Source organism: Janthinobacterium breve, from assembly GCF_051380895.1.
GTDB lineage: Bacteria > Pseudomonadota > Gammaproteobacteria > Burkholderiales > Burkholderiaceae_D > Janthinobacterium.
Window position 1 is genome coordinate 320551 of record NZ_JBNYXY010000002.1, and the last position, 13951, is coordinate 334501.

Annotated in this window: 12 protein-coding genes and 2 tRNA genes; 5 read left to right on the forward strand and 9 right to left on the reverse strand. The window is 57.1% G+C overall.

Annotation, left to right across the window (positions count from 1 at the left end):
- Positions 1 to 723: 723 nt before the first annotated feature.
- The 6 genes from ACQ4W0_RS04320 to acs all read right to left on the reverse strand — a co-directional run bounded on the left by ACQ4W0_RS04320 (position 724) and on the right by acs (position 6883).
- Positions 724 to 987, reverse strand: a complete 264-nt coding sequence (locus ACQ4W0_RS04320; protein ID WP_436575650.1) for a helix-turn-helix transcriptional regulator — start codon at positions 985 to 987, stop codon at positions 724 to 726.
- Positions 988 to 1061: 74 nt separating this feature from the next.
- A complete protein-coding gene (locus ACQ4W0_RS04325; RefSeq protein ID WP_436575651.1) occupies positions 1062 to 1928 on the reverse strand; it encodes a phage integrase N-terminal domain-containing protein in 867 nt (288 codons plus the stop codon).
- Between the two features lie 943 nt (positions 1929 to 2871).
- Positions 2872 to 3051, reverse strand: coding sequence for a hypothetical protein (locus ACQ4W0_RS04330; RefSeq protein ID WP_436575652.1), 180 nt, complete (start codon positions 3049 to 3051; stop codon positions 2872 to 2874).
- A complete protein-coding gene (locus ACQ4W0_RS04335; protein ID WP_436575653.1) occupies positions 3044 to 4354 on the reverse strand; it encodes a tyrosine-type recombinase/integrase in 1311 nt (436 codons plus the stop codon). Before ACQ4W0_RS04335 ends, ACQ4W0_RS04330 begins: the two co-directional genes overlap by 8 nt.
- Before the next feature lie 241 nt (positions 4355 to 4595).
- Positions 4596 to 4686: transfer RNA gene (locus ACQ4W0_RS04340), tRNA-Ser, on the reverse strand.
- A gap of 190 nt (positions 4687 to 4876) precedes the next feature.
- A complete protein-coding gene (gene acs, locus ACQ4W0_RS04345) occupies positions 4877 to 6883 on the reverse strand; it encodes an acetate--CoA ligase (RefSeq protein ID WP_436575654.1) in 2007 nt (668 codons plus the stop codon).
- Positions 6884 to 7176: 293 nt separating this feature from the next.
- Here acs and ACQ4W0_RS04350 point away from each other — a divergent pair, with 293 nt between their 5' ends.
- From ACQ4W0_RS04350 to ACQ4W0_RS04370, 5 genes are all read left to right on the forward strand, one after another.
- The gene (locus ACQ4W0_RS04350; RefSeq protein WP_096234101.1) at positions 7177 to 7797 is read left to right on the forward strand and encodes a TIGR00645 family protein; all 621 of its coding nucleotides are present in this window, start codon (positions 7177 to 7179) and stop codon (positions 7795 to 7797) included.
- 71 nt (positions 7798 to 7868) lie between these two features.
- Entirely contained in the window at positions 7869 to 9410 is a 1542-nt protein-coding gene (locus ACQ4W0_RS04355) for a fumarate hydratase (protein ID WP_070310561.1), read from the forward strand.
- A gap of 66 nt (positions 9411 to 9476) precedes the next feature.
- Complete coding sequence (murI, locus tag ACQ4W0_RS04360; protein ID WP_436575655.1) at positions 9477 to 10322, forward strand: glutamate racemase; 846 nt, start codon at positions 9477 to 9479, stop codon at positions 10320 to 10322.
- Between the two features lie 133 nt (positions 10323 to 10455).
- Positions 10456 to 10531 (forward strand) — tRNA-His (locus tag ACQ4W0_RS04365).
- Between the two features lie 135 nt (positions 10532 to 10666).
- Positions 10667 to 11143, forward strand: a complete 477-nt coding sequence (locus ACQ4W0_RS04370) for a hypothetical protein (protein WP_436575656.1) — start codon at positions 10667 to 10669, stop codon at positions 11141 to 11143.
- 281 nt (positions 11144 to 11424) lie between these two features.
- Here ACQ4W0_RS04370 and ACQ4W0_RS04375 read toward each other — a convergent pair whose 3' ends face one another.
- The 3 genes from ACQ4W0_RS04375 to ACQ4W0_RS04385 all read right to left on the reverse strand — a co-directional run bounded on the left by ACQ4W0_RS04375 (position 11425) and on the right by ACQ4W0_RS04385 (position 13941).
- The gene (locus ACQ4W0_RS04375) at positions 11425 to 12651 is read right to left on the reverse strand and encodes a plasmid recombination protein (RefSeq protein WP_436575657.1); all 1227 of its coding nucleotides are present in this window, start codon (positions 12649 to 12651) and stop codon (positions 11425 to 11427) included.
- A gap of 142 nt (positions 12652 to 12793) precedes the next feature.
- Complete coding sequence (locus ACQ4W0_RS04380) at positions 12794 to 13012, reverse strand: DNA-binding protein (protein ID WP_436575658.1); 219 nt, start codon at positions 13010 to 13012, stop codon at positions 12794 to 12796.
- Between the two features lie 113 nt (positions 13013 to 13125).
- Positions 13126 to 13941 (reverse strand): hypothetical protein, encoded by an 816-nt coding sequence (locus ACQ4W0_RS04385; protein WP_436575659.1) that lies wholly within the window; start codon positions 13939 to 13941, stop codon positions 13126 to 13128.
- Positions 13942 to 13951: the final 10 nt, after the last annotated feature.

The following is a 13951-nucleotide window of genomic DNA, read 5'->3' on the forward strand; positions in this document are numbered from 1 at the left end:
TCCGCGACTAATTTCCAGATCATTGTTAGTGACGATGAGATTTTTAAATTCCCACACTGCATGTTGAGGAATTAGGAGAGTAGTCTACAAGGCAAAATCAGAGCCAACAGGCATCACTTGTGTTCAAGCCACAGGCGATTTCGATTGAAATGTCCGACGCGATACAGCGGCAGTAGGAAAAGCCGTGCATCAGGAATCAGCATCTGGCACAAAAGATTATCAATTTTAGAGGGTTATCCAACCGACAACGGAGTTCATCTCAGCAGCTCAGGCCGACAGAACAGGTTATCGAAAGGAGTTTCAGTAATGCTTCAGAGCTGTATCCTGAACGTATTCCAAGAGTGAACACCACTACTGTAAACAGTACAATGGCTACGTTTGCCGCACCCATCCCAACGCGTACCCTGCAATCCGAATCGCTGATCTATCGGCTCGGCTTTATAGATACCTCGAAAAACCTCATTGAAGATGGCATGATGTTGCTAAGCCAACATTGCCCCTCTTCCCATGATCAGAACCAGCCTTCGCAGACCAGTAACGCAAAGCGCAGCTGAACACGCTTGGCGACGCGCTGAGGTTGGAGCAACATATCGGATTTGCCACACTAGCCGCCGAAATCGACATGCCGCGTCGAGGCCCGGCCGTGAGTGTGGCGGCCGCCTGCCGTTCCCGACAGAATAGATGATGCGCGTGCTGCTATCCAGCGGTTGCTCAACCTCTCGCTCAGACGCCCCTGCGGCTAGAGTCTATGCATCTCTGCTGCCATTGGGCTATTTCCTCTGCGTCCCACGCGATAGACTTGGGACCGATAGGAATAGGTGCTGGCAACACGCCTGCCTTCACCTTGCGCCAGATTGTGGCGCGGGACCAGCCGGTGGCCTCGATGACCGCAGGCAAGCGGAGGAATTTTTTAGTCGTGGTCATAAGATTCTCCTTCGATTGATGAACAGCAAACAATGGAGAGTCATGCCGACTCTCCGCGATCATTCCGGCAGCACCAAGGCTGCACTCCTTTGCATCTCTTCTGTTCCATGCGCTGCGCTCCTGATACAAGTGGTCGGTTATCTGCCCAGATAGATGGAGGTGACCTGTTCACGGCCATGCCCCATCTCCGCCGAAATCTTTAGCCGCGCAGCTTGATCCGCGAGTTTTTTTGAAGCATCCAGCTGTCTGGACGTCGGGCCGCCACTGGCTGGACAAGGTCGGCCAGTCAACTCGGCATAGCGCCGCTGCGCGTACTCATGGCGCAGTCCATGCACGCCATGGAGGCCCGCCTTGTCGCACTGCGCCCGAAAGCGGTTCAACTGGTCCCGATAGCGCAACTGCGCCGGAATCAAGCTGCCTTTTCCGGCCAGCGCCTTGGCCGCGTCCAGCACGGCGCGCTGCTGCATGGTGGCAATCGGCACCTCTCGGTATTTTCCGCCCTTGGTCCAGCTATCCTGCAACCGCAGGATGTTCCCACCATCGGCCCATCCCGGCTTGATCTTGATACTTTCCTCGCGCCGCAAACCAAACGCCGCCTGCAGCTGCAAAGACATGCGCGTATACGGATCGTTCACGCGGGCCAGCGTGTCGGCATCGAGCACCTTCGCCTTCGAGACGTTGGTGACAAACACCCGCTCCGCGATGCCATATTCGCCGTTGGTGCGCGCGATGATGTTTTCCTTGCCGATCTTCTCAGCCCACCAGCGCAGGGCGCTCATGCGATTCTTGATCGTTCCGGTACTGACGTCATCCTGCTTCCACTTGTCGAGCAGCGCCGCCACATGCTTCGGCTTCAGACTGTCCACGCTCATATGCTGAAAGCCCCGTTCCGCCAGGTCATTGGCGCACAGATTTAATATGCGCTCACGGTCCGCCTGCGTCGCAAAACTGCCATCCCGGTTGCGGTGACACAGTTGCTTGAGCTGGTAGTTCAGGTCGCGCATGGCAAAGTCATCCTTTCGATCTTTGGTTTTCACATCGATGCCGCGTGGTGTAATCCTGTCTGGTAAGTGTTTCTGGCCACCCTCACTGCCTCGGCAGAAAAGGTTGAATCAAGGGCCTCGGGACACCACTCCCGTGTATGCGGTTGCTGTTACTGCCTGCCCGCGCCGCATGCGCGTGTGGCACCGCTGCGCGCTCCCGGAGGAAGCTGCCGCAGCGGGGACCAATCACCCAGGGTCCATGGAGTGCACATCGTGCACGGATCAACTTCTACTAATCAGCCCGTAGCGGGCAAAGGACATCGCAGAGCTTGCCTGCGATGCGGGGCGCCTGGCCCCGTCACTGAACAACATCACGCGGTGGAATTCCGCTTGCCGCCTGGGCATATGCCATTGGCGGCGCGTCGTCACTGGCAGCACGCCGCCAGTAACGACGCGCGCACGTAGCCATGGCATGTGACGGCATACATGCCAGCATCGCACTCGCGGTGACGATACTGGCGACTCTGAAGCACATGCACTGGCGGCAGCCGCGATGGCATCGCATCGCTGGCATTTCTGCTGACGGTGCGGCTCGCGGCAAAGCCATGCTGTGCTTCATAGGGTGCGCTACCTCGCGGGGCATGCGAACCAATCGGGGCAGGAGTCTTGCTCCTGTTTGAAGAAGCGCCCACCGGGCGCAATCATCCAGGCAATCCGTCTTGCGGAATGTGGGATATATAGGCGCTGAAGGCAGCGCTTTATCGTGCCGAGATGTGCATGCTTCTGCATGGCCCGGCGATCTGTCTAGCAGAAGCTGCTAGATATCGTAGTGGCGGGTAACGACCGCAACGCCTATGCCGCTAAGCATAGGGACATGCTCGAAGCATGCCCTCGTGGGAGCGATTCCCACATAAGAGAGCTTCATTCTATGCCTGATATCGACGTTTGCAAGCGGTTCGTTTCGTCAAGTGCGCTTTTGGTAATACGCAGAATTGCGACCGGCGCGGACTGGGCTGGTACTACTGGCATTGACCGGCAGCGTTTCAGCCCGGACAAAGGCTCCGATAGCTAGTCTAAATAATTTGTCCTTGGGAGCAGCTTGCTTGATAAGCGCATCCGTGAGGCGCAATACATACTTATACATGGTGCCCTCCTGTTCCGCCATCCCGGCTGAATTCGCCGCTGACCAGCGTTAATCTTGGCGTCGGCGGCGGCGCTCCCTTGCCGCTGACGGCATCGATGTAGTCGGCCCAATCCTGCATCATCCGGCGCCGTTCTGCCAGGAACTGCGCCCGGTCATAGGCGCTGGCCACCTTATCCTTCGGCGCATGTGCCAGTTGCCGGTCCACGACTTCATGCCGGTAGCCCAGGCGTTCCTTGATGGTGCTCATGGCCAGCGCACGGAAGCCATGGCCGGTCATCTTGCCCTTGTATCCCATGCGTCCAAGCGCCACCAGTATCGTGTTATTGCTGATCGGCTTTTCGTGGTCGCGCTGATTCGGGAACAGGTACTTGCTGCGGCCCGTGATCGCGTGCAGTTCGCGCAGCAGCTCCAGCGCCTGGCGCGACAGGCATACGTGATGATTGGTCATATCCGGATTGACGGTCAGCTTGCCGCGCTTCATGCGCTGCCATGGAATGATCCACTCGCTGCGCTCCAGGTCGATTTCACTCCAGGGCGTCTCGATCAACTCGCTGGTGCGCACAAAGCACAGCAGCATCAGTCGCAGCGCAATGCGGGTCGGCGCGAACATGCGTGCTTCGTTGCGGTCCAGAATGGCCAGAAACTGCGGTAGTTCGTCGGCGTTGATAGCGGCAAAATGTCCGGCGCGAACGGTCTTCAACACATCCTTCATATCGGTGACCAGATTACTCTCTGTGAATCCGCATTGAATCGCGTAGCTGAAAATTGACGCACATACCGCTTTCTGGCGATGGGCGATTTCGCTTGCGCCGCGCTCCTCAATCTTGCGCAGTGCAGCGATTACATCGAGGTGCTTGAGTTCATCGATGGGCCTGCGGCCAATGGCCGGGAAGATATCTGCCTCCAGCCGTTGCAGGACGTTCTTGGCGGTGCGCTCGCTCCAGGTCGGCACCCTGTTGGCGTGCCACTCGCGGGCAATCTTTTCAAATGTGTTGGCGGCGCGCTCTTTCAATCGCCGCTTGGCGTCATCGCGGTGCTTGCCGGGATCGATCCCTTGCAGCATCAGGCGGCGGGTCTCCAGGCGCTTTTCGCGAGCATGCTGCAAGGTAATTTCGGGATATGGGCCGAAGGTCAGCAGGTTGTCCTTGCCGTTGGACTGTCGGAACTTGAAGCGCCAGATGCGCGAACCGCTTGGCGTCACCTCGATATACAAGCCATCGCCATCAAACAGTTTGTACAACTTCTCGCGTGGCTTGGCGTTCCTGATACGAGCGTCAGTCAGCGGAGCAATGATCTTGGGCATGATGCACCTCCACGTCAACGTGTTGAAAGAACACTATAGACAAGATGGCGCAAATTAAAAGAGTAGACGATCAAACGTATGGTGCCGCTCCCGCATCACCTACCCTAAAAAAAGCGCGATGCATTGAAATGGGCTGACACGACGTGAGACGCCGAAAAACGAAAAAACCGCTTAGAATCAAGCTCTAAGCGGTTTTTGAGGGACTTCCTGAGACGTCCTGATGTTACTTAATTGCTATCCGTGGCGGAGAGAGGGGGATTCGAACCCCCGATAGAGTATTACCCTATACACGCTTTCCAGGCGTGCGCCTTCAGCCGCTCAGCCATCTCTCCTGAAGGCAATGCGCGCGTCTTGCTTGCTCACATTGTGTACTGCATATCGCTTGTCGCGAAGCCGCAGATTATAGCAAAGATTCTACAGACTGCCAAAGTTATTTACCCTGCGGTAAAAGTTTGACCAGGCCCGTCGGAAGGATGCGCGCCAGCGGTGCGCACGGCCCTTCCGGAGGGACTGGCCTGTCAATTAAGACGTTTCCTTCAGCTGATCCAGAATCGCCGGATTTTCCAGGGTCGAGACGTCTTGCGTGATCGTCTCGCCCTTGGCCAGCACGCGCAGCAGGCGGCGCATGATTTTTCCGGAGCGGGTTTTCGGCAGGTTGTCGCCGAAACGGATTTCCTTCGGTTTCGCGATCGGGCCGATTTCCTTGCCGACCCAGTTGCGCAGCTCCAGGGCCAGCTTCTTGGCTTCCTCGCCTGTCGGACGCGCCTGCTTGAGCACCACGAAGGCGCAGATCGATTCGCCTGTCGTGTCGTCCGGACGGCCCACCACGGCCGCCTCGGCCACCAGCGGGTTGGCCACCAGGGCCGATTCGATTTCCATCGTGCCCATGCGGTGGCCCGACACGTTCAGCACGTCATCGATGCGGCCCGTGATGGTGAAGTAGCCCGTTTCCTTGTTGCGGATGGCGCCGTCGCCTGCCAGGTACATCTTGCCGCCCAGTTCTTCCGGGAAATAGCTGGACTTGAAACGCTCGGGGTTGTTCCAGATCGTGCGGATCATCGATGGCCATGGGCGCTTCACCACCAGAATGCCGCCCTGGCCGTTCGGCACGTCGTGGCCCGCTTCGTCGACGATGGCGGCCATGATGCCCGGCAATGGCAGGGTGCAGGAACCGGGGACCATCGGCGTAGCACCTGGCAACGGGGTGATCATGTGGCCACCCGTTTCCGTTTGCCAGAAGGTATCGACGATCGGGCATTTCTCGCCGCCGATATGCTTGTAGTACCACATCCACGCTTCCGGATTGATCGGCTCGCCGACCGTGCCCAGCAAACGCAGGCTGGTCAGGTCGTAATTTGTCGGATGGACTTTCGGGTCCACGTCGGCCGCCTTGATCAGCGAACGGATGGCCGTTGGCGCCGTGTAGAAGATGCTGACGTTATGTTTCTTGATGGTTTCCCAGAAACGGCCCGCGTTCGGGTAGGTCGGGATGCCTTCGAACACCACTTGCGTGGCGCCCACGGCCATCGGGCCGTATGCGATGTAGCTGTGGCCCGTCACCCAGCCGATGTCGGCCGTGCACCAGAACACGTCGTCCGGCTTGATGTCGAAACTCCACTTCATCGTCAGCGCGGCCCACAGCAGGTAGCCGCCGCTCGAGTGCTGCACACCCTTCGGCGTGCCCGTCGAACCGGAGGTGTACAAGATAAACAGTGGATGCTCGGCATCGACCCATTCCGGCTCGCATTGCGCCGACTGGCCTTCGAGCAGGTCGTGCAGCCACGTGTCGCGGCCGGCCACCATCGGCAAGTCGCTGCCCGTGCGTTGGTAGACGATGACGTTTTTCACGCAATCGCAGCCGCCCAGCGCCAGCGCTTCGTCGACGATGGATTTCAATGGCAGCTTCTTGCCGCCGCGCAATTGCTCGTCGCCCGTGATGACGGCCACGGCGCCCGCGTCAATGATGCGTTCCTGCAAGGATTTTGCCGAGAAGCCGCCGAAGACGACCGAGTGCGTGGCGCCGATGCGGGCGCAGGCTTGCATGGCGGCAACGCCTTCGACGGACATCGACATATAGATGATGACGCGGTCGCCCTTGGCGATGCCCTTGGCTTTCAGGCCGTTGGCGAACTTGCAGACTTTTTCGTGCAGTTCTTTATATGTTGCCTTGGTGACGGTGCCATCGTCCGCTTCGAAGATGATGGCCGTCTTGTCGCCCAGGCCGTTTTCGATATTGCGATCCAGGCAGTTGTACGACACGTTCAGCTGGCCGTCTTCGAACCATTTGTAGAATGGGGCGTTGTCTTCGTTCAGGGTGCGGGTGAACGGTTTTTTCCAGCTCAGGTTTTCGCGCGCCAGCTTGGCCCAAAAGCCTTCGTAGTCGCGTTCGGCGTCCAACACCATGGCGCGGTAAGCGTCCATGCCGGAAATCGTTGCTTGTGCGGCAAATGCTGCCGACGGTTGAAATACGCGCGACTCTTCCGGTCCCTGCTGCTCAGTGCCCTGCCCTTGGTTCTCTATAGCGGCCATGCTAGTCTCCAGTGTAGTAATTGTTTGTTAACACCATATGCCTGCTGTCTTACTGACGCCTTACATGCAGCGTTTTCCTCGATCACTCTCACCATAATCGCCACTGGCGATGGGCGTCAAGGGCGCGCCGTTCAGCATTCTGGATGGAAAAACTGATAACTCACCAACTACTTGATGCCACTTTGTGTTTCATCAAGGCCAAGAATCGAAATCGAGGGCATGCGCAGGGATCAGCAGCAAGTGTAAAATGTCGGGCATACCAAAAATTGGTATTTACCCCCAGGAAACTCCAGATGATTGACCATTCACAAAAACCCAAACATAGCAAACTGCACCCCCTGTCTGCCTTCATCTTCATGTCGCGCTGGCTGCAGCTGCCGCTGTACCTGGGCCTGATCCTTGCGCAATGCGTGTACGTATTTCATTTCTGGGTGGAACTGTCGGACCTGATCGGCGCCGTGTTCGGCAACGATGCGGCCCTGCAGCACGTCATCAGCGCCGTCACCGTGGCCGGCGTGCCGCCACCTGTCAAGCTTAATGAAGCGACCATCATGCTGGTGGTGCTGGGCTTGATCGACGTGGTCATGATCTCGAATCTGTTGATCATGGTCATCATCGGCGGCTACGAAACGTTTGTCTCGCGCATGCACCTCGATGACCACCCGGACCAACCGGAATGGCTGTCGCATGTGAATGCGTCCGTGCTGAAGACGAAACTGGCGATGGCCATCATCGGCATCTCGTCCATCCACCTGCTGAAGACCTTCATCAACGCCACCGCGTATGCCAAGGAACCGAATGTGGTCATCGCGCAAACGGCGATCCATATGGTCTTCATCCTGTCGGCGATGGCGATTGCGTACACGGACCGCATCATGACCGTGACGCAGAACCAGGCCCGGGCGCCCCACTAAATTCCGGCGCTCCCATACTGATTAGCAAACAGCATCAAAGTCTTACCCTCCTTATCCACCGCGAGAACACCATGACTGTCATAAAGCAAGAAGACCTGATCGAATCCGTCGCCGCAGCGTTGCAGTACATTAGCTACTACCACCCTGCTGATTACATCGAGCACCTGGCACGCGCCTACGCGGCCGAGCAAAGCCCGGCGGCAAAAGATGCGATCGCGCAAATCCTGACCAACTCGCGCATGTGCGCGGAAGGCAAGCGTCCGATTTGCCAAGACACGGGTATCGTCAACGTCTTCCTGAAAATCGGCATGGGCGTGCGCTTCGAAGGCTTCTCCGGTACCGTCACCGACGCCGTCAACGAAGGCGTGCGCCGCGCGTACAACTTCGACGACAACAAGTTGCGCGCCTCCATCGTGGCCGACCCGCATTTCGACCGCAAGAACACCAAGGACAACACGCCAGCCGTGGTGCACATGGAACTGGTCGAAGGCAATACCGTCGACGTGAAAGTCGCTGCCAAGGGCGGCGGTTCGGAAAACAAATCCAAGATGATCATGATGAACCCGTCCGATTCGCTGGTGGACTGGGTCATGAAAACGGTGCCGACCATGGGCGCCGGCTGGTGCCCGCCTGGCATGCTGGGCATCGGCATCGGCGGCACGGCTGAAAAAGCCATGCTGATGGCAAAAGAGGTGTTGATGGAAGACATCGACATGTTTGAGCTGAAACAACGCGGCCCGCAAAACAAGCTGGAAGAATTGCGTATCGAGTTGTGCGACAAGATCAACTCGCTGGGCATCGGCGCGCAAGGCCTGGGCGGCCTGACGACCGTGCTCGACGTCAAAATCATGATGCACCCGACGCACGCCGCGTCGAAGCCTGTCGCCATGATCCCGAACTGCGCCGCCACGCGCCACGGCCACTTCGTGCTGGACGGCTCCGGCCCCGCCTACATGACGCCGCCATCGCTGTCGTCGTGGCCGGAAGTGCACTGGACGCCGGACACGGAAAAGTCCAAACGCGTCGACCTCAATACCCTGACGAAAGAAGAAGTCGCTTCGTGGACGCCGGGCCAGACCTTGCTGTTGAACGGCAAGATGCTGACGGGCCGCGACGCCGCGCACAAGCGCATCCAGGACATGCTGGCCCGTGGCGAAGAGTTGCCGGTCGACTTCAAGAACCGCGTGATCTATTACGTCGGCCCCGTCGACCCTGTGCGCGACGAAGCCGTCGGCCCGGCCGGTCCGACGACCGCCACGCGCATGGATAAGTTCACCGACATGATGCTGGAAAAAACGGGCTTGATCGCCATGATCGGCAAGGCCGAACGTGGCCCCGTCGCCATCGAATCGATCCAGCGGCACAAGTCGGCCTACCTGATGGCCGTGGGCGGCGCCGCCTACCTGGTGTCGAAAGCCATCAAGCACGCCAAGGTGCTGGGCTTTGCCGACATGGGCATGGAAGCGATCTACGAATTCGACGTCGTCGACATGCCAGTGACGGTGGCCGTGGATGCGAAAGGTACCTCGGTGCACAACACGGGCCCGAAAGAATGGCAGGCGAAGATCGAGCAACTCAATAGCGTCAGCAAGATTCCCGTGACGGTCGCTTAAACAAGCACTACCATAGACGCCGCGCGGCAACATAGCGCGGCGTTTTTTTATCCTCAACGGTTCCCTATGACTTTTACTGCAAGCACTGCCCGCCCGGACGCCCCCATCGGCATTTTTGATTCCGGCGTGGGCGGCCTGTCGGTGCTGCGCCATGTCCGCGCGCAGCTGCCGCAGGAAGACCTGATGTACTTTGCCGATTCCGCCTATGCGCCATACGGCGACAAGACGGAACAGCAAGTGGTCGACCGTTCGCTGGCGATCACCGCCTTTTTATTGCAGCAAGGCGCGAAAGCGCTGGTGGTGGCGTGCAACACGGCCACCATCGCCGCCATCAAGGCGCTGCGCGCGCGCTATCCCGACCTGCCCATCGTCGGCGTCGAACCGGGCTTGAAACCGGCGGCCGCCATCAGCCGCAACGGCAAGATCGCCGTGCTGGCCACGGAACGCGCCTTGCGCGGCGACAAGCTGCTGGCCCTGCGCGAACAGGTGAGCGCCGCCACGGGTGCCACGTTCCTCCTGCAGCCCTGCATCGGCCTGGCCGACCGCATCGAGCAATGCGAGCTGGGCCACGACCCGCTGGATGCCACCAGCGCCATGCTGGAACGCTACATCGCGCCCATGCTGGCGCAAGGCGTCGACACCCTGGTGCTCGGCTGCACGCACTACCCCTTCGTGCAAGACGCCATCGTCCGCACGGTGCGCGCGCATACGCAGGAACAGATCACCCTGGTAGACACCGGCGACGCCGTGGCGCGCCAGCTGGCCCGCTTGCTGGACGCGGCAAGCTTGCGTCGCATCAATAACCACGCACCGCGACTGCAGGGCTACACGACGGCCAGCGTCGATGCGCTGGCAAAGGCATTCTCAGGTTTGCTGGACTTGCATCCCCCCGTCGCGCACCTGGAGGTATGAGTCGCGAGAGGCAATTTCCAGCAATCTTTCGGCTTTTTGAAAAAGACTGCATTTAGATTTGCCACTTCGCCGAGTTCTTTGTATAATTCGGCACCTGTTCAGCAAAACAGCTAAACAGGTAAGTAAGACAGTGGTGGCTGTAGCTCAGTTGGTAGAGTCCAGGATTGTGATTCCTGTTGTCGTGGGTTCGAGCCCCATCAGCCACCCCACAGAATAAGTAGCAAAATCAAAGGGTTACATGCTTCGGCTTGTAATCCTTTTTTCTTTTTAGTTCCCCGATTCGCTCCATGTAACCGCTATGTAACCCAACTTTCAAAATCCTCATCTACAAATAGGAATCTGGCATGTACGAACTCGGTCTTCTAGTCGCCTTTCTCATCTGGCTCTATAGTTCCGTAGCAATCTTACTACGGGTCAATTCGCAGCTTGAGCGGAACCTAAACAAAATCGGGCAAAGGTTGAGCTGGACTACTGGAAGGGTCATCCATCTTGATTCTGAAAAGCAACCTTTTTGGCACAAAATCTGTAAGTATCTTCTTATCGTTTTTACTGGGCTTGTTTTTGTGCTGCTTAGTTGGGGCTATGTTGTGATGGCCGTGATGTCATTTATTTATACCTTCTCAAAAGACATCGGCGCACCGCAATCCGTCAAAGAATATCGTTGGAAATTGCGGAATCGAAACTTATCTTTTGACGACATGGTCAAGGAAACTGTCTTGGCAGCGGGTCAGCCACCGCACAATTTTGACGAAGCTAAAGAAGCGATTCTTTCTGACTTGGAAGAGCGTGGTTTCTCTCGCCGCAACCTTACAGGCCGTTGATGTTTTGTTTTGGTTGTTGTTCCCTTGACTCGTATCGCCTCGCGCACGCGCGCGATGTCGGCAAAAAATAGGTAGCGTCGCTCGCGTGCGGTTAAAAAAACTCAATCAAACTTACCGGGCGCTGGTAGCCTCGCGTATGCGCGTGCGGGCGATGGCGAGCGAAAGCTCATCGCGGCCGGTAGCCTCGCGGGCGCGTGTGCGCGTACTGGTCTCTAAATGCCTGGCTTCCATACCATCAGTCAATTTGCGGCATGGCTTGGCCCTTTTAGGGACTCGGAAAATTATGGTGGATATGGCGGGCTTGCCACTTGTCGCCCGATTCCTTCCAGTGCAACACGAACCGAAGCGATGACGGCAGGCTTGCAGGATGCCTTGACGGTTGACTTGATGAAGTCACCCAGGTCACAGGACCATTGCTCGGCTGGCTGCTCGTCGTCGCGCTCGCGGGTGTAGTCGCCTTCGGTGTCGGTAAGTTGTGGGTCTGTTACTGTCGCTACGGATGCTTGCAGTGATGAACTGGCGGTACTGGTCATGCTGGATGGCTCTATCTCGCCACGGCGAATAGATGCGCTGTCTGTGATTGCGATTGCTGGCGCTGGTGGCTGGTCTTGAGTGGCTGTCTGCGGCTCGTTTGGCGGTGGAAATGATGGTGAAAATTTGGCGAACCCTACACAGGATAGGGTTTGCTCATTTTCGGGCGCTGCGGAACTATCGAACCCTATAGGCTTCTTCTTGCCGAACCCTATAGGTTTTTCCGGCTTGCATGGCTTCGTCATCATCTTGACAAAGCCTCCCTTGATGGCTGTCGGTGTCGGCATGGTCAAGCCTAGCGCCAACAGCAACGGCGCAGGATTTTCCAAGTGTGGCGTCAACAGTGCCCGCAACACGGCAGCAGAAAGCCCGCTATTCGCTTCAAGTGCATCAAACGCCAAATCTATCGCTTGCTGCCGTATTGCCGCGCTGGGGCGCTTCTGTGCCGCTTGGTGGGCTAGTCCGTGCCGTTGCCCTACCTGTGCGTGAAAGTCGGCTTGATGAACTCGCAGCTTGGCGGGGCCTCCCATCAAGTCGCTGCCAATCATCCGGCCATCAACCAGCGGTAGCAACAGGACATGGCAATGTGGCGCTGCTTCGTCGTTGTGAACGATGGCGCTGATAACCGGCACTGCGAAGTATTTGTCCGCCCACTGGAGCGACTCATTAAAAAAAAGGTCGTGGTCGATGGGCGAATCAGGCGGCAAGCTGAAAATGATTTCAAGTGCCCTCACGGCATCCTTGCGCGTCGTCTTGATTCCGGCAGCATCCATCAACGCTTTCGCCTCACTTGCCACGGCTACGGCTGTACCGTGTCCACGCAAGACGCGATTAAGCACGACTCTGGCCGGGTCGATGTGTCCACCTGACGCGGCTCCAAGTTCGGCCAATATCTCGCGGTGGTTGTGCCGTGCGGCCACCTCAATGATGGCCTTGCCGGTCAGCTTCTTGATTCGCAGGAATTGGGCGTGTGTCATGCGTTCCCCCGTACCATGACGCATACCAGCGCCAGCAATACAAAATCAGGCGGCAGCGTTGCCATGATGCGGCCTAGTGCGCCAGGCGTATAATCGCGCTTGTCTGGGGCGCTCTCATTGCTATTTGCGGTGGGGGCGTTTTTCATTGCGCGGCGCTCCCTTCGGATACGATGCGCATGATGTCGGCCACATTCCACGCCAATCTGCCCATGATGCGAACCGGACGCAGCGGGCCATCCTCGTGACAGGCCCACTTGCGCAAAGTCTGCGGCTTACGGCCAAGATGAAATGCGGCCTCGTTGGTATCAATGACAGTGCGATTTTCACGCAGCAGTGCGGTGTATTTCGGTTCGGTTTGCATTTTTATTCCTTATCGTTGAGTGAACGATTAAGGAATCTACGCATAAAAAAACCCGCAATATCTCAGCGGGTCCGGTGTATTCCTGTTAGGTCTAGCGTCAGCCTATACTCTGCTTATTGTCGTGAATTGTTCCAAGTTTCAAGCGTCTTTTGACAGGCTTCCAGCGAGTATTTTTTTTCTTTATATTTGCTAGTCATCCAAAATACGCCACGGCTATTCTGGTCTGATCTTCTCAGAACTGCGGGTTCACCGCCGTTGTCTGCCCATTCTTGAAGAAGGCTCATAACGTCTTTAGCGGTTGCCCTTCGATTTTCTTCGCACTCAATTTCCAATGCTGCTTTTATGGCAAGTTTTCCAACTAAAGTGCTCGGCTCTTTACCGGGCCGTTGTGCGCTGGTGTCTGTCAAGGCATCAGGCGGCGCGCAGGTCGGCGCAGCGGCAGGCGTCACCGGCTCGCTTGCTGGCGCTGCTTGCGACTTATCGTCCAATGTTTCATCCTCATAGGGGTAGCTCAACCTATACCCAGCCCCAACCCGCGCGAGCCATTCGTTGACATCATCTGAGCGAAATTTTGCCATACTGATGATGTCGAGGCTCAGGTGAGCTTGACTAATTGGGATGTCATTTTTTCGGATGATAAGTTCACCTTCGATTACTGCGCCTTTCATTTGCTTAACAAATCCCCAGGCGTCTAAATCTGGCTTTTCATATTGATAAATTAAGGCAATTTCCTGCGCAAAGTAATAGCCGCTTTGCCACCTGCTTAATCGGTCCGACACTTCATCTAAGAAGCCCTCTAAAGTCTCATCGATTTGACTGTCTATTCTGAACCTGGCGACGCGTCTAGAAAAACCATCGGCCAATACCTCGGCGTGTTCCCACTGGTCTGATTCCCTTTTCGGTAATTGGCACAATTTGGTATAAATCACTGGCACCCCT